General features: G+C 64.3%; 13 protein-coding genes. 1 reads left to right on the top strand and 12 read right to left on the bottom strand.

The window, feature by feature from the left end:
• Positions 1-5 precede the first annotated feature (5 nt).
• The 11 genes from P6U24_RS15880 to P6U24_RS15830 form a co-directional block, all read right to left on the bottom strand.
• The gene (locus tag P6U24_RS15880) at positions 6-1,169 is read right to left on the bottom strand and encodes an aminotransferase (protein WP_407160006.1); all 1,164 of its coding nucleotides are present in this window, start codon (positions 1,167-1,169) and stop codon (positions 6-8) included.
• 24 nt (positions 1,170-1,193) lie between these two features.
• Complete coding sequence (locus P6U24_RS15875) at positions 1,194-1,517, bottom strand: rhodanese-like domain-containing protein (RefSeq protein ID WP_407160005.1); 324 nt, start codon at positions 1,515-1,517, stop codon at positions 1,194-1,196.
• A 137-nt stretch (positions 1,518-1,654) separates the two neighbouring features.
• The gene (locus tag P6U24_RS15870) at positions 1,655-3,580 is read right to left on the bottom strand and encodes a potassium transporter Kup (protein WP_407160004.1); all 1,926 of its coding nucleotides are present in this window, start codon (positions 3,578-3,580) and stop codon (positions 1,655-1,657) included.
• A gap of 146 nt (positions 3,581-3,726) precedes the next feature.
• A complete protein-coding gene (locus P6U24_RS15865) occupies positions 3,727-5,625 on the bottom strand; it encodes a potassium transporter Kup (RefSeq protein WP_407160003.1) in 1,899 nt (632 codons plus the stop codon).
• A 342-nt stretch (positions 5,626-5,967) separates the two neighbouring features.
• Entirely contained in the window at positions 5,968-6,798 is an 831-nt protein-coding gene (locus P6U24_RS15860) for a flagellar motor protein MotB (protein WP_407160002.1), read from the bottom strand.
• Between the two features lie 30 nt (positions 6,799-6,828).
• On the bottom strand, positions 6,829-7,602 hold the full coding sequence (locus tag P6U24_RS15855; protein ID WP_407160001.1) for a motility protein A: 774 nt from the start codon (positions 7,600-7,602) through the stop codon (positions 6,829-6,831).
• A 218-nt stretch (positions 7,603-7,820) separates the two neighbouring features.
• Positions 7,821-8,642 carry an SDR family NAD(P)-dependent oxidoreductase gene (locus P6U24_RS15850; protein WP_407160000.1) on the bottom strand — a complete coding sequence of 274 codons (822 nt, stop codon included), beginning with the start codon at positions 8,640-8,642 and terminating at the stop codon, positions 7,821-7,823.
• A 16-nt stretch (positions 8,643-8,658) separates the two neighbouring features.
• The gene (locus tag P6U24_RS15845) at positions 8,659-9,405 is read right to left on the bottom strand and encodes an RraA family protein (protein ID WP_407159999.1); all 747 of its coding nucleotides are present in this window, start codon (positions 9,403-9,405) and stop codon (positions 8,659-8,661) included.
• A gap of 85 nt (positions 9,406-9,490) precedes the next feature.
• On the bottom strand, positions 9,491-10,378 hold the full coding sequence (locus P6U24_RS15840; protein ID WP_407160484.1) for a CDP-alcohol phosphatidyltransferase family protein: 888 nt from the start codon (positions 10,376-10,378) through the stop codon (positions 9,491-9,493).
• A gap of 89 nt (positions 10,379-10,467) precedes the next feature.
• Positions 10,468-11,166 (bottom strand): phosphatidylserine decarboxylase, encoded by a 699-nt coding sequence (locus P6U24_RS15835; protein ID WP_407159998.1) that lies wholly within the window; start codon positions 11,164-11,166, stop codon positions 10,468-10,470.
• Between the two features lie 132 nt (positions 11,167-11,298).
• Positions 11,299-13,188, bottom strand: coding sequence for an ABCB family ABC transporter ATP-binding protein/permease (locus tag P6U24_RS15830; protein ID WP_407159997.1), 1,890 nt, complete (start codon positions 13,186-13,188; stop codon positions 11,299-11,301).
• 300 nt (positions 13,189-13,488) lie between these two features.
• On the opposite strand from P6U24_RS15830, the gene P6U24_RS15825 reads away from it, so the two are divergent.
• On the top strand, positions 13,489-14,091 hold the full coding sequence (locus P6U24_RS15825; protein ID WP_407159996.1) for a TIGR00730 family Rossman fold protein: 603 nt from the start codon (positions 13,489-13,491) through the stop codon (positions 14,089-14,091).
• A gap of 9 nt (positions 14,092-14,100) precedes the next feature.
• On the opposite strand, the gene P6U24_RS15820 is transcribed toward P6U24_RS15825, so the two are convergent.
• The gene (locus P6U24_RS15820; protein ID WP_407159995.1) at positions 14,101-14,478 is read right to left on the bottom strand and encodes a VOC family protein; all 378 of its coding nucleotides are present in this window, start codon (positions 14,476-14,478) and stop codon (positions 14,101-14,103) included.
• Between the last annotated feature and the right edge of the window lie 88 nt (positions 14,479-14,566).

Raw genomic sequence — 14,566 nt, 5'->3', positions numbered from 1 at the left:
ATCCCTTAGCGCCGGTGGATCGCATCGGAGAGACGCTCGAGCGCCGTATCCAGCGTTGCATCCTTCTTGGCGAAGCAGAAGCGCACCACCGAGGTCACCGGGTTCTGCTCATAGAAGGCGGAGACCGGGATCGCGGCAACCTTGTAATCGGTGGTGATACGGCGGCAGAATGCTTCGTCAGTCTCGTTCAGCCCGAGCGGCGACAGATCGACAGTGAGGAAATAAGTCCCCTGCGCCTTCAGCACGGGAAAGCCGAGGCTCTCGAGTCCGGCGGTCAGGCGGTCGCGGCTCCTGGCAAGCTCCGCGCGCATGTTGAGGAAATAGTCATCGGGCTTCGACAGCCCGTAGGCCACCGCGACCTGAAGGTTGGGCGCAGTCGTGAAGGTGAGGAACTGGTGCACCTTGGCAGCGACACGCAGCAGATGCGGCGCGGCGCAGACGAAGCCGATCTTCCATCCCGTGAGCGAGAAGATCTTGCCGGCCGAGCCGACCTTGATGGTGCGGTCGCGCATGCCGGGAATCGTGATCAGCGGGATGTGCTCGCGGCCGTCGAAGGTCACGTGCTCCCAGACCTCGTCGCAGATCGCGACCGCATCGAATTCCTGGCAGTAGCGCGCGAGGAGCTCGAGATCCTCGCGCGGATAGACGACAGCGGCCGGATTGAGCGGATTGTTGAACAGCACCGCCTTGGTCTTGTGGCTGAAGGCCGAGCGCAGCATCTCCTCGGACAACCGCCAATGCGGCGGCTCCAGCCGCAGCAGCTTCGGAATGCCGCCCGCCTGGCGAATGATCGGCAAATAGGAGTCGTAGACCGGCTGGAAGCAGATCACCTCATCGCCCGGCTCGACCACTGACAGGATCGCTGAGGTCAGCGCCTCGGTGCCGCCGGAGGTGACCATCACCTCGGTCATCGGATCAAGCTCAAGCTTGTGCCAATGCGCGTAGTGCGAGGCGATCGCCAGGCGCAGCTCCGGCAGGCCCATCATCGACGGATACTGGTTATAGCCGTTCAGCACCGCATCGGCCGCGGCGCGCCGGATGTCCTCAGGGCCGGGATCGTCGGGAAAGCCCTGGCCGAGATTGATGGCGTTGTTGTCGCGCGCGAGCTGCGACATCGCCTCGAAAATGGTGACGGGCAGGTCGGCGAAGACCTTGTTCTGGGAGATCATAATTGGGAGATCATGAAAGAGGTGTCAGCCGCCGGTCTTCGTCGGCAGGCCCGCAGCCTTCCAGCCGAGCATGCCGCCCGCAAGATGCTTGTCATAGGACAGGCCCGCCGATTGCGCCGCCATCGAGGCGGTCACCGAGCGCTTGCCGGAGCGGCAGGCGAACACGACCTCCTTGCCGGCGGGATCGGGAATGGCCTTGGGATCGAAGCTCGACAGCGGCACGACGATGCCGTCCGGATAGGCCTCCACCGCGACCTCGTTCGGCTCGCGCACGTCGACGAGAAGATAGCGTCCTTCCGCGATCCCCTGCGCCACGTCCTGCGGCGTCAAATCGTGCACCACTGCCACGCCATCCTCCAACCTTGATTGGGGCACTGCAAGCCCCTCTGCTGCTGCCAAACTCGCCCCGGCCGGTTGAAAAATCAAGCTTTACCGCTGCATGGCCGGCGCAGCGCCCCATGCGGCGCGCCTTTCAGATCGCCACGTCAGATCGTGACTTGAGTGCCGACCTCGACCACGCGTCCGCTCGGAATCTGGAAGTAGTCAGTCGCATCATTGGCGGTGCGGCTGAGCGCAATGAAGAGATGATCCTGCCAGCGTGGCATGCCGGAATGCGCCGCCGGCTTCAGGGCGCGGCGCGACAGGAAGAACGAGGTCGACATGATGTCGAACTGCCAGCCGAGCTTGCGCGCAATCGCCAGCGCCCGCGGCACGTTCGGCGATTCCATGAAGCCGAACCGCAACGTCACCTTCGAGAAGGTCGGGCTGACCTGCTCGAGGCGCACGCGCTCCGTGGGATCGATGCGCGGGGTCGTCGCGGTCTCGATGGTGAGGATGACGTTCTTCTCATGCAGCACCTTGTAGTGCTTGAGACTGTGCATCAGCGCGGTCGGCGCGCTCAGGGGATCGCTGGTCAGGAACACGGCCGTGCCGGGCACCCGCTGCGGCGGGCGCTTCTCCAGCATCGCCACGAGATCGGCGAGCGGGAATTCCAGCTTGCGCGACTTCTCGAACAAGAGCCGGCTGCCGCGCCGCCACGTGTACATCAACGTCATGACGAAACCGCCGAGCGCCAGCGGCACCCAGCCGCCTTCCAGCACCTTGAGCAGGTTCGCGGTGAGAAAGGTCAGGTCGAGCAACAGGAACGGTGCGATCAGCGCAGCGGCCGCCACGGGCGACCATCTCCAGACCTTCCAGATCACGACGAAGCCCATCAGTGCCGTGACCACCATAGTCCCCGTGACGGCGATGCCATAGGCCGAGGCCAGCGAGCTCGATGACTTGAACATCAGCACCAGCAGGATCACGGCAATCAGCAGCAGCCTGGTGATGCGCGGGATGTAGATCTGTCCGGAATGCGCCTCCGAGGTATGGCGGATCTCGAAGCGAGGCATAAGACCGAGCTGGATCGCCTGACGGGTCAGCGAATAGGCACCGGTGATGACGGCCTGGCTGGCAATCACGGTCGCCACGGTGGCGAGCGCGACCATCGCGATCAGGAGCCAATCCGGGAACATCAGGAAGAACGGGTTCTCGATCGCCTTTGGGTCGGCGATCACGATGGCCCCCTGCCCCAGATAGTTCAATGCCAGCGACGGCAGCACGATGAACAGCCAGGCGGTCTGGATCGGCCGTTTGCCGAAATGGCCGAGGTCGGCATAGAGCGCCTCGGCGCCGGTCACGGCCAGGAATACGGCGCCCAGCGTGATGAAGCCGATGATGCCGTGATGAAGCATGAACGACACGGCGTAGAACGGATTGATCGCCCACAGCACTTCCGGCCGGCGCATGATGGGTGCGAACGCCGCGATCCCGATCACCAGGAACCAGATCAGCATGATCGGCCCGAAGAAGGCGGCGACCTTGGCGGTGCCGCGCGCCTGCACCGCGAACAGTGCGACCAGAATGAGGACAGTCACGGGCACGACATAGGGGTCGAGCGACGAGGTGACCAGCTTGATGCCTTCGACCGCCGAGAGCACCGAGAGCGCCGGCGTGATCACTGCGTCGCCATAGAACAAGGCGCCGCTGATGATTCCGAGCAGGACGATCGCGCCCGCGCCCCTGGAGATGCCGCGCTGCGCCAGCGCCATCAGCGCCAGCGTGCCGCCCTCGCCATTGTTGTCGGCGCGGAGCAGGATCACGACGTATTTGAGCGTCACCACCACGATGAGCGCCCACAGGATCAGGGAGATGACGCCGAGCACCGCCTGCGGCGTCGCTTGGCCGCCATTGCTCGCCGCGTTCACGGCTTCGCGCAACGCGTAGAGCGGGCTGGTGCCGATATCGCCGTAGACGACACCGATGCTGCCCAACGTAAGCGCCGCGAAGCTGGCGGTCGAGTGGGCTTCGGCATGCCCGTTGGTCGCCGGCGGGGTGTCCGCGGCGGGAGCTGCGACGTTACTCGTCATGGGAAGTGGGGCCTCAAAATCCTGTCACGGCACCATGTGCAATGCGACGGGGCTTATAGCCCTGCGCTTGCTGCATAGCCTAGCCCTATTTTGAGCCATCGGCCTGCATTAACGCATATCTCAGGCGCTCCGGCACGTCCTTCGCCTTAAATCGTTACCTGAGTACCGACTTCAACCACCCGGCCCGTCGGAATTTGAAAATAATCCGTGGCGTCGTTGGCTGATCGGCTGAGCGCAATGAAGAGATGGTCCTGCCAAGCCGGCATGCCAGACTGGGGTGAAGGTTTTAGAGAGCGGCGCGAGACGAAGAACGACGTCGACATGATGTCGAACTGCCAACCAAGCTTGCGCGCCACTGCAAGCGCCCTCGGCACATTCGGCGACTCCATGAAGCCAAAGCGCAACCGCACCTTAGAAAACCTGTCGCTGATCTTCTCCATGCGGACGCGCTCCGCCAGATCGACCCGCGGCGTCTGCGCCGTCTCGATGGTCAGGATGACATTGTGCTCGTGCAGCACCTTGTTGTGCTTGAGATTGTGTAGCAAGGCGGTCGGCACCGAGGCGGGATCACTGGTGAGAAACACCGCGGTCCCCTTCACGATGTGCGGCGGCCGCTTCTCCAAGCTCACAATCAGCTCATTCAGCGGGACTTCGATTTTGCGCGTCTTGAACATCAGCATCGCCGAGCCGCGCCGCCAGGACCAGATGGTCACGAGCATCGCAGCACCGAACAGGAGCGGCACCCAGGCCCCCTCCAGGAGCTTGAGCAGGTTGGCGCTGAAGAAGGTCACGTCAACGATAACGAAGGGCGTGATCACCGCCGCGGCCACCGCAGCACGCAGGTTCCAGAATTTCCAGATCACCACGAAGCCCATGATGCCGTCGGCGACCATGGTGGTGGAAACCGCGATGCCATAAGCGGAAGCGAGATTGCTGGAGGTCCGGAACAGAAAGACCAGCAGCATCACGCCGATCAGGAGCAGCCGGTTCACGCGCGGCAGATAGATCTGCCCAGCATGGGTCTCCGACGTATACCGCACCTCGAAACGCGGCAGGAGGCCGAGTTGCACCGCCTGGCTGACCAGCGAATAGGCGCCGGTGATCACGGCCTGGCTCGCGATCACGGTCGCGGCCGTCGCGAGCCCCACCAGTGGCAGCAGCAGCAGGTCTGGCACCATCCGGTAGAACGAATTCTCGATGGCGCCGGGATCGGACAGGACCAGGGCGCCCTGCCCGAAATAGTTGATCAGCAGCGATGGAAGCACGAAGAACAGCCAGGCCGACTGGATCGGCTTGCGGCCGAAATGGCCGAGATCCGCATAAAGCGCTTCGCCGCCGGTCACTGCGAGAAACACGGCCCCCAGCGTGACCAGACCGACGGCCCCATGCGAGAGCAGAAACTGCACTCCATAATACGGATTGATCGCCGCCAGCACGGAAGGATCATCACTGATGTGGACGATCCCCATCGCGGCCAAAGTCGTGAACCAGACAACCATCACAGGGCCGAAGGCGGATGCCACCAGCGCCGTTCCCTTGCTCTGAACGGCGAACAGCGAGACGAGGATGAAAACCGTAAGCGGCACGACATAGTGCTCGAGCGCGGGCGTTGCGAGCTTCAGGCCTTCGACAGCCGAGAGGACCGAAATCGCCGGCGTGATCATGGAGTCGCCAATGAACATCGAGGCTCCGACGACGCCCAGCGACAACAGGAACAGGCTTCGCCTGCCCAACGCCCGCTGGCCGAGCGCCATCAGGGACAGTGTCCCGCCCTCGCCATTGTTGTCGGCCCGCAGCAGCAGCAGCACGTATTTGGCGGTGACCACGATGAAGAGCGACCACAGGATCAGGGAGAGCACGCCGAGCACGATGACCCGAGAGACCGGCTGGCCCTGAGCAGCGCCGGTGGCAGCCTCGCGAAAGGCGTAGAGGGGCGAGGTGCCGATGTCGCCGAACACGACGCCGATGCTGCCGAGCGTCAAAGCCCAAAAGCCCGATGTGCTCGTGGCTTCGCGTCCGTCGGTCGATGTGGCGCTGACCGTCATGTCGCTCGAGATCGCACGTTCCCCGTCTGGCCCCGCGCGTTTGGACGCATCATGGCCCCAGGTCAATATCTACCATAGCAGGAGCTTGGTTCTTCGGCTGTAACGCCGGAAGCACTTGCCTCATAGTCTCGGTCCGGCCCCGAAGAGCCGCAGACATACTGAGACGAAGATTTAGGTTCGTCCCACTCGCAAGGTGAATTGAAGATCCGGTCAGCCTATCCGCAGGCGCTTCATTGGACCTGAAACCAAAGCCGCACTGCAATCAAAGGCTTGTCAGTGCTTTTATCCAAATTTCGCAAAACGAGCGCACTGCGATACGGCTCGGATGCCGCAGATGCAGCATTACGGCTTCAGATTGGGGGGCAGCGGCGGATCCTCGCGCATCAAGGTGATGGTGACGCGGCGATTGGCCGAGAGCGAGGGATCATCCGGGAACAGCGGCTGGGTATCGGCCTTGCCGGCGACGGCGAAGATGTGGCTCGGCGGCAGACCTTCTCGTTCCAGGATCTGCCGCACCGCATTGGCCCGGTCCGCCGAGAGGTCGAACGCGCCATAGTCGCTCTTGTTCGGGACGAAGCCCGCGGAAGTGTGGCCGGTGATCTGGACGCGCAGCGGGGTCGCCTTCAGCGGCGCGGCGAGCTTCTCGATCAGGCGCCGGGTGCGGTCATAAGGAACCTTGGAGCCGTCGGCGAACATCGAGCGGCCGTCCTGGTCGACGATCTCGAGATTGAGCCCCTGCTTGGTCTCCTCGAACATGATGTGCTTGGAGATCTCCGTCATTTCCGGCATGTCCTGCAGCGCCTGGCGCAGCGAGGCCGCGGCCAGCGCAAACTGGCGATCGGTCTTGATCTTCGCGCCGTTGCTGTATTGCCGCTCCTCCTGTTCGGGGCTCGGCGTGTTCGAGGTCTCCTCGGGCGAGACATGGGCCGCATTCTTCAGCCGCGGGCGGGTCGGCAGGCCATCGGACTCGACAATCCCTGAGTAGCGCGCCTCGCTCTGCACACCGAAGGCGTCGCGCATCGAGCCCGCGACGATCTTGAGCTTGTTGTTGTCCATGGTCGAGAACGCGACCAGCATGACGAAGAAGCTGACCAGAAGGCCCATCAGGTCGGCGAAGGTCACGAACCAGCCGTGACCGCCGCCATGCGCATCGCCGCGTTTCTTCTTGGCCATCGCTCAAGACTCCGAAAGCCCCTGGACGGATCAGGCCGGGACCGGCTCGCCCTCGGCGTGGCGATGCTTCTCGGGCAAATAGGCCAGCAGCATCTCACGCACCAAAGCCGGGCTCTTGGAGTCGCGGATCATCAGGATGCCGTCGATGATCAGCGTGCGGTTGGTCTCCTCATCGAGCAGCTTGCCATGCAGCTTGTCGGCGATCGGCAGACAGATCAGGTTCGCCACCAGCGCGCCGTAGAGCGTGGCGAGCAGCGCGGTTGCCATGAACGGGCCGAGCTTGGACGGGTCGGTCATGTTGGCGAACATCTGCACCATGCCGATCAGCGTGCCGACCATGCCGAAGGCCGGAGCGCAGTCACCGACGGCGCGATAGATCTTGCTGCCCTCGTCGAGATGCATCAGGAAATTGTCGCGGTCGCGCTCGAGATTGTCGCGGATGAATTCGAGATCATAGCCGTCGGCGACGTAGCGGATGCCCTTGGCCAGGAACGGCTCGTCGGTCTCGACCTTTTCCAGGCCGACCGGTCCCTGCTTGCGGGCGATCTCGGCGATGCGGGCGAGTTCGTCGACCAGTTCGCGAGCCGACAGCCGGCTCATCGTGAAAACGTATTTGATGCCGAGCGGCACGCCGTGGAGAATCGCATTCAGCGGGAATCGGATCATGGTGGCCGAGAACGACCCGCCGAAGATGATGATCGCGGCGTGTTCGGAGACGAACATTTCAAGATCGCCGCCGAGAAGCATCATCGTCGCAATGACGATCACGCCCGCCACGAGCCCCGCGCCCGTCATAATATCCATGACTTGAACTCCACCGCGTACGCCAACCCGACCGACCATGCCGGACGGACGCGGCTCATTCTGGAACCGCGCGTGTTGACCCTACGTGGCCGCCATTAAAGACGCGTTACCGGTAGGCATAATGATCGGTAAACAGGACTGCAGCACCGTGCATGCGGCGCGTGTCGCCGATTCAACGTCAGCCAGGAGCTTGCCAGCGGCAACCTCCTTGCGCGCCGTCATAATCCCGTAAGTTTCCGGCTCAGCGCACGCAGCCGCTCGCGCGCGGCCCGATCATAGGCCTGCGGATTGGCGCGCGCCTCCTGCAGTCCATTGAAGAACAATCCGCTGCGGCCGGCGACATCGTCGCCTTCGATCAGGTGCAGGATGGCCTCACCGCCCTGCTCGACAGTCGAAATCGGCGTGATACCGCCGTCACGCACCATCGTGGTGTTCATATAGGTCGCCGGATGCAGGGCGTTGACCGTGACACCGGACTCCTTCAGCTCCGCAGCCAGATCGATCGTGAACATGATCTGCGCCAGTTTGCTCTGCGCGTAGGCGCGGCCGCCGCTGTAGTTCTTCGTGATCATGACGTCATCGAAGTCGATCGGCTGCTGGCCGAGCGAGGCGACGTTGACAATGCGCGACGGCGCTGCCGCTTTCAACAGCGGCAGCAACAAATAAGCCAGCAGGAAGCCTGCGAGATAGTTGACAGCAAAGCGCAGCTCGAAACCGTCAGCGCTCTCGCGCCGCTCGCCGCTGCCCATGCTACGCGAGCCGATGCCGGCATTGCTTACGAATACGTCCAGCTTGTCATGGTCGGCCCGGACCGCGTCCGCAAGCTGCCGCGCGCCGGCCAGCGAGGACAGATCGGCCTGATAGAACACCGGCGCGGCGTGCCCGCCGCGCACGATCTCCTCGATCAGGCTTTGCGCCCGCGCCGCATCGCGGCCGTGAATGAGGACATGGGCGCCTTCGGCCGCGAGCCGCGCTGCGACATAACGTCCGACGCCATCGGTCGAACCGGTGATCAGGATGGTCTTGCCGGTCATGTCCATCGCGAGCGCCTCTGGGTTAGTGAATCTCCGCCGAGCGCCGCAGCGCGTCCTTCAGCTTCTCGAGCGAGAAGTCCTTGGAGCGCGCGATCTCCAGGATCGGCGCCTCGCGGCGCCCGCACAGCTCCGCGGCCTCCGGCACCTTCTCGGCGAGCTCATGCGGGATCACGATCGCGCCGTGGCTGTCGGCGTGGATCAGATCGTCGGAGCGCACCGTCATGCCGGCGACGCGAACCTCGACGCCGAAGCTCTCGGCATGCACCCAGGCATGCGACGGCCCGATCGAGCCGGCCAGCGCCTGGAAGCCGGGCGCCCATTGCGGGACGTCGCGGATCGAGCCGTCGGTGATGACGCCAAGGCAGCCGAGCGCCTTGTGGACGTTGCTCTGCACCTCGCCCCAGAACGCGCCATAGCCGACGTCGGGGCCATCGATGTCCTGGATCACGCTGATGCGCGGGCCGAAGCCGGTGCCGACATATTCGTAATAGTCGATGCGGCGCTTGGCCTGCTCGTCCGCCGGCAGGCTGGACTTCAGCACCGAGCGGATCGTCACGGTGCGCGCATAACCCACCATCGGCGGCAGCTGGGGAAACGGGCAGACCAGCGGCTTGGTGGTGAAGCCGATCAGCCGCCGCTCCGGCGCCACGATCTCCATCGCATTGCAGATCGTCGGCGTGTCGTAGCGCGCCAGCGCTTCGAGAATGGACGGATCAAGCGGGGCAGCAAAACTGGTCACAGGCGTCTCTCCGGATGAGGCGAACGGCATTCATGGGCCGCTCTTGCACAAGCGGTATAGCCGACGCGATCGCCCCCGGCAAAACGCGGACGAGCGCTGCTGCAATGCGCTGACTTCAGTGCAGCCGCTCCGGCGGCCTGTCTTCGTCGGGGCGAGGGGCGACCGGCGGAGTGACCAGCGCGCTGGTCGGTTGCGCCGTGGCGGTGGACGCAGCCGTCGCGCCCGACGCTCCGGCATAGCGCGCGGCCTGGTCGCGATACGACTTGAAGCCCAATGGCAGGCTGAGAATGTAGAGGATCGAGCCCGCGGACAGGATCTGCCAGGGATAGACCACCAGCAGCGCAACAAAGAACACTACGGCTACGAAGACGGGCAGCACCAGCTCGGGCGGCACCCGCATGCGCATCGACTTGCCCGAGAACACTGGCAGGCGCGACACCATCAGGAACGCGATCAGAAGCGTGTAGAACGCGGTCAGGAGCGCCGGAGGCTTGGGGACGCCGAGAAAGCCGAGATAGATCGGCAGTAGGACGGTGATCGCGCCGGCCGGCGCCGGTACGCCGGTGAAGAAGTTCGAGGCGAAGGGCGGCTTGTTCGGATCATCCATGGTGGCGTTGAAGCGCGCCAGCCGCAGGCCACCGCTGATCGCGTACATCATCGCTGCGATCCAGCCGCCGTCGCGCAGCTCGCTCAGCTGCCAGAAATACAGGATCAGCCCGGGCGCCACGCCGAAATTGACGAAGTCGGCCAGGCTGTCGAGCTCGGCGCCGAATTTCGACTGGCCCTTGATCAGGCGTGCGACGCGGCCGTCGATGCCGTCGAGAACCGCGGCGAACACGATGGCGCCGACCGCGAGCTCCATCCGTCCCTCGGTGGACAGCCGGATCGCGGTCAGGCCGGCGCAGATCGCCAGCAGCGTGATGACGTTGGGCACCAGCATCCGCACCGGAATCGGGCGAAACCGGCGGCGACGCAGTTCTGAAGAGGTCGGATCGTAAGCCATCATGACACCGCAATATAGCTGTGAAGCGCCCATTGCACCATGGCGGGCAAAGGCACCATCTCATGGGTCATGCCGGCCCAGCCGGCGGTTCAGATGCTCCGGAACGTCAGTCCCGGATCGGACTGCCTGAAATCGGCCAGGATGGTCTCGCCGGCGAGTGAGGTCTGTCCCTCCGACACCAGCGCCACGGAGCCCTCGGGCAGATAGACGTCGACGCGGGAGCCGAAGCGGATCAGGCCGAAGCGCTCGCCGGTGCCGACGTTTTGTCCCTCGCGGACGAAGGACACGATGCGCCTTGCGATCAGGCCCGCGATCTGGACCACGCCGACACGACCGTGCGGCGTCGAGATCGCCAGCGAGTTGCGCTCATTGTCCTCACTCGCCTTGTCGAGCTCGGCATTGATGAAGACCCCCGGGCGATAGGCGATCCGCTCGATCCGCCCGGTCACCGGGCTGCGGTTCACATGGACATTGAACACGCTCATGAAGATCGAGATGCGCAGCAGCGGCCGGTCGCCGAGACCGAGCTCGGCCGGCGGCAATGCCTGCGAGATCATGGAGATGCGGCCGTCGGCGGGCGCCACCACCAGCCCGTCGCGCTGCGGCGTGACCCGGATCGGATCGCGGAAGAACAGCGCGCACCAGATGGTGAGCACGGTGCCGATCCAGCCGAGCGGCGTCCAGATCCAGAACAGGATCAGGCTGACAAGCGCGAAGCCGCCGATGAACGGATAGCCTTCGGGGTGGATCGGCGGAATCTGGGCACGAATGGAATTGCTGATCGACATGGCCTGTTTCGTTGCGCTGGTGTTTGACCGGCTGTTTCGGGCGCGAACCGTGCAGTGAGTTAGGTGGCCGCTGACAAAAGGTCAAAATGAATCATTTGCAAGGCGCCGCTGCAACCGGCAGGCGAGCGTCAGTCATTCTGCCGCCTCTTCAGTGGACGGCAGCGCGCGGCTGACCGCCTCCTCGGCGTCCTCGCCCATCTGCGCCAGCCGCTCGCGCGCTGCCTCCGCCTCGCGCTGCCGGTTCCACATCCCGGCGTAGAGGCCGTCCCGCGCCAGAAGCTCGGCATGAGTGCCCCGCTCGGCGATCCGGCCCTGGTCGAGCACGATGATCTCGTCGGCCGCGACGATGGTCGAGAGCCGGTGTGCGATCACCAGCGAGGTGCGATTACGCGAGACCCGCTCCAGCGCTTCCTGGATCTCATGCTCGGTGTGGCTATCGAGCGCCGAGGTCGCCTCGTCCAGCACCAGGATCGGCGGCGCCTTCAGCACGGTGCGGGCGATCGCCACTCGTTGCTTCTCGCCGCCCGACAATTTCAGTCCACGCTCCCCGACCTGGGTCTCGTAGCCCTGGGGCGCGATGCGGATCAGGCCGTCGATCTGCGCCAGCCGTGCCGCCTCCTCGACCTCCGCATCGGAGGCGCTCCAGCGGCCGTAGCGAATATTGTAGCGGATGGTATCATTGAACAGCACGGTGTCCTGCGGCACCATGCCGATCTGCGAGCGCAGCGAGGTCTGGGTGACGGTCCGGATGTCCTGGTCGTCGATCAGGATGCGACCGCCTGAGACGTCGTAGAGGCGAAACAACAGCCGCGAGATCGTCGACTTGCCGGCGCCCGACGGTCCGACGATGGCGACCGTCTTGCCGGCCGGCACGTCGAAGCTCAGCCCCTTGAGAATCGGGCGATCCGGCTCGTAGGCGAAGCGCACGTCCTCGAAACGGATGTGACCCGTGCTGACCACAAGCGGCCCGGCATCGGGCGCATCCTTGACCTCGGGATCGCGCGACAGCACGCCGAACATCATCTCGATGTCGATGATCGCCTGCTTGATCTCGCGGTAGACCATGCCCATGAAGTTCAGCGGCTGATAGAGCTGAATCATCATGCTGTTGATCATAACGAAGTCGCCGACCGTGTTGTGCCCACTGCGCACGCCATAGGCGCACATCATCATGGCGGCGGCCAGACCGATGGTGAAGATGACCGCCTGCCCTGCGTTCAGCACGGCAAGCGAGGTGTAGGTCTTCACGCTGGCGCGCTCATAACGCTCCATCGAGCGGTCGTAGCGCTCGGCCTCGCGCGCCTCGGCGCCGAAATATTTGACGGTTTCGTAGTTCAGCAGCGAGTCGATCGCCTTGGTGTTGGCCTCGCTGTCGGAATCGTTCATCCGGCGGCGGATCTCGATGCGCCACTCCGTCGCGTAATATGTATAGCACAGATAGGCTGCGACCATCGCCAGCGTGACCAGCACGTAGCGCCAATCGAATTGCCACAGCAGCACGGCCGATATCAGCGAGACCTCGACGATGGTCGGGATCAGCTGCAGGATCACCATCCGCACGATCGTCTCGATGGCGTTGCGGCCACGCTCGAGCACCCGCGTCAGGCCGCCGGTCTTGCGCTCCAGATGAAAGCGCAACGACAATTCGTGCATGTGGACGAAAGTGATGGTGGCGAGCTTGCGCACGGCGTGCATGGCCACCCGCGCGAAAATCCCGTCGCGCCACTGCGTCAGCACCGCCATCACGATGCGCACCGCGCCATAGCTCGCAGTCATCACGACAGGCGAGGCGATGAGCCACACCATCCAGTTCGAGGAGGCGACCGGCGCGGTGTTGGCGCCCGTCAACGCGTCAGTTGCCCATTTGAAGGTAAAGGGCACCGCCAGGGTCGCGAGCTTGGCAAAGAGCAGCAGCACCACCGACCACATCACGCGCATCTTCAGGTCGGCGCGATCGCTCGGCCAGATATAGGGCCACAGATGTGCCAGTGTCCCCGCCAGGGTCCCCCGCTCCAAGGGCATTCGCGCCGGCTTTCGCGTGTCAGGCGGGTGCGAAGGCAGTTGGGATTGAGCCATCAAGGGACCTTAGTTCGGCGTGGACCACATCTCGTTGCCAGGCAACGCATTCTTGCCGTGAAACGGTGATATAGGGGCTTTATTGGTCGCATGCACGCCTCGTAGGAGACGAATCTTCGCCGCGGCGCGATATTTGCAAGGCAGTTGCAGACACTTGTCCGATCGATTCGCGACGAGCGAATCAAACCGGCTCATCCGCCTTCTCACCGGCTTGACGCCTTTTCGCTGCGATGCGACACCCCAGGAATGACTGAAATCCGCACCGTCTGTGTCTATTGCGGCTCCGGCCCCGGCACCAATCCCCGCTTCATCGAATCCGCCAGCGCGCTCGGCAGGATCTTTGCCGAGAACGGCATCCGGCTCGTCTATGGCGGCGGCTCGGTCGGCATGATGGGCGCGGTCGCGCGCGCCGTGCTCGACCACGGCGGCAACGTCACCGGGATCATCCCGGACTTCCTGGTCAAGAAGGAGGTCATGATGCCGCTGAAGGACCTCATCGTCACGCCCGACATGCATGAGCGCAAGCGGCTGATGTTCGAGCATTCGGATGCGTTCGTCGCCCTGCCCGGCGGCGTTGGCACGTTGGAGGAACTGGTCGAGCAGCTGACCTGGAAGCAGCTCGGCCGGCACGCCAAGCCGGTCCTGCTCGCCGACATCGACGGTTTCTGGGAACCGCTGATCGCGCTGCTCAAGCACATGCAGGAGACCCAGTTCATCCGCCCCGGGCTGTCGATCGATGTGCTCAGGGCCGAGCGGGTCGAGGACATCCTGCCGCGCCTGCGCGATGCGGCAGCGCGCATTGCCAAGGAAGACACCGAGATCGCGCCCGAGATCGCCAAGCGCCTCTGAGGCGCGGAGCTATTCGGCAGGAAAGGTCACCGCCTCGATCCGGTTGCCGTCCGGATCCATGACGAACGCCGCATAGTAGCGCACGCGATCATGCGGCCGCAGCCCCGGCGCACCATCGGATGTGCCGCCGGCTTCGAGCGCCGCCGCATGGAACGCATCGACATCTGCTGCGGACTTGGCACGCAGGCAGATGTGGATGCCGCTCTCCGGCGTCACTTGCGCCATGCCGGCGCGCAGATTGATCCAGAATTCCGGATAGGCCTTGCCAAAGCCGATCGTCGCCGGTCGCGTCAGCAGCCGCGTCAGGCCGAGCGGCGTCAGCACGGCCTCGTAGAACCGCGCCGCGCGATCGAGATCGCTGACGCCGACGGAGACGTGGTCGATCATGACATCGTCTCTCCTCTCCCGTTATCGCGGACGCAGTGACACGCTCAGGTCCGTAGCCCGGATGAGCGAAGCGACATCCGGGCCCCGC

Origin of the sequence: Bradyrhizobium sp. STM 3557 (genome assembly GCF_045571465.1) — a bacterium.
In the GTDB taxonomy this organism is placed as follows: domain Bacteria; phylum Pseudomonadota; class Alphaproteobacteria; order Rhizobiales; family Xanthobacteraceae; genus Bradyrhizobium.
The sequence above is the reverse complement of the archived record's forward strand: the minus strand, read 5'-3'. Positions and strand labels throughout refer to the sequence as shown.

Excerpts from the sequence above, each read along its gene's own strand:
- P6U24_RS15860 (WP_407160002.1), bottom strand. The coding sequence starts at position 6,798 with ATGGCCAAGAAGAAACGCGGCGATGCGCATGGCGGCGGTCACGGCTGG.
- P6U24_RS15835 (WP_407159998.1), bottom strand. The coding sequence starts at position 11,166 with ATGTCGATCAGCAATTCCATTCGTGCCCAGATTCCGCCGATCCACCCC.
- P6U24_RS15870 (WP_407160004.1), bottom strand. The coding sequence starts at position 3,580 with ATGACGAGTAACGTCGCAGCTCCCGCCGCGGACACCCCGCCGGCGACC.
- P6U24_RS15825 (WP_407159996.1), top strand. The coding sequence starts at position 13,489 with ATGACTGAAATCCGCACCGTCTGTGTCTATTGCGGCTCCGGCCCCGGC.
- P6U24_RS15820 (WP_407159995.1), bottom strand. The coding sequence starts at position 14,478 with ATGATCGACCACGTCTCCGTCGGCGTCAGCGATCTCGATCGCGCGGCG.
- P6U24_RS15830 (WP_407159997.1), bottom strand. The coding sequence starts at position 13,188 with ATGCCCTTGGAGCGGGGGACCCTGGCGGGGACACTGGCACATCTGTGG.
- P6U24_RS15880 (WP_407160006.1), bottom strand. The coding sequence starts at position 1,169 with ATGATCTCCCAGAACAAGGTCTTCGCCGACCTGCCCGTCACCATTTTC.
- P6U24_RS15840 (WP_407160484.1), bottom strand. The coding sequence starts at position 10,378 with ATGGCTTACGATCCGACCTCTTCAGAACTGCGTCGCCGCCGGTTTCGC.
- P6U24_RS15855 (WP_407160001.1), bottom strand. The coding sequence starts at position 7,602 with ATGGATATTATGACGGGCGCGGGGCTCGTGGCGGGCGTGATCGTCATT.
- P6U24_RS15865 (WP_407160003.1), bottom strand. The coding sequence starts at position 5,625 with ATGACGGTCAGCGCCACATCGACCGACGGACGCGAAGCCACGAGCACA.
- P6U24_RS15850 (WP_407160000.1), bottom strand. The coding sequence starts at position 8,642 with ATGGACATGACCGGCAAGACCATCCTGATCACCGGTTCGACCGATGGC.
- P6U24_RS15845 (WP_407159999.1), bottom strand. The coding sequence starts at position 9,405 with ATGCCGTTCGCCTCATCCGGAGAGACGCCTGTGACCAGTTTTGCTGCC.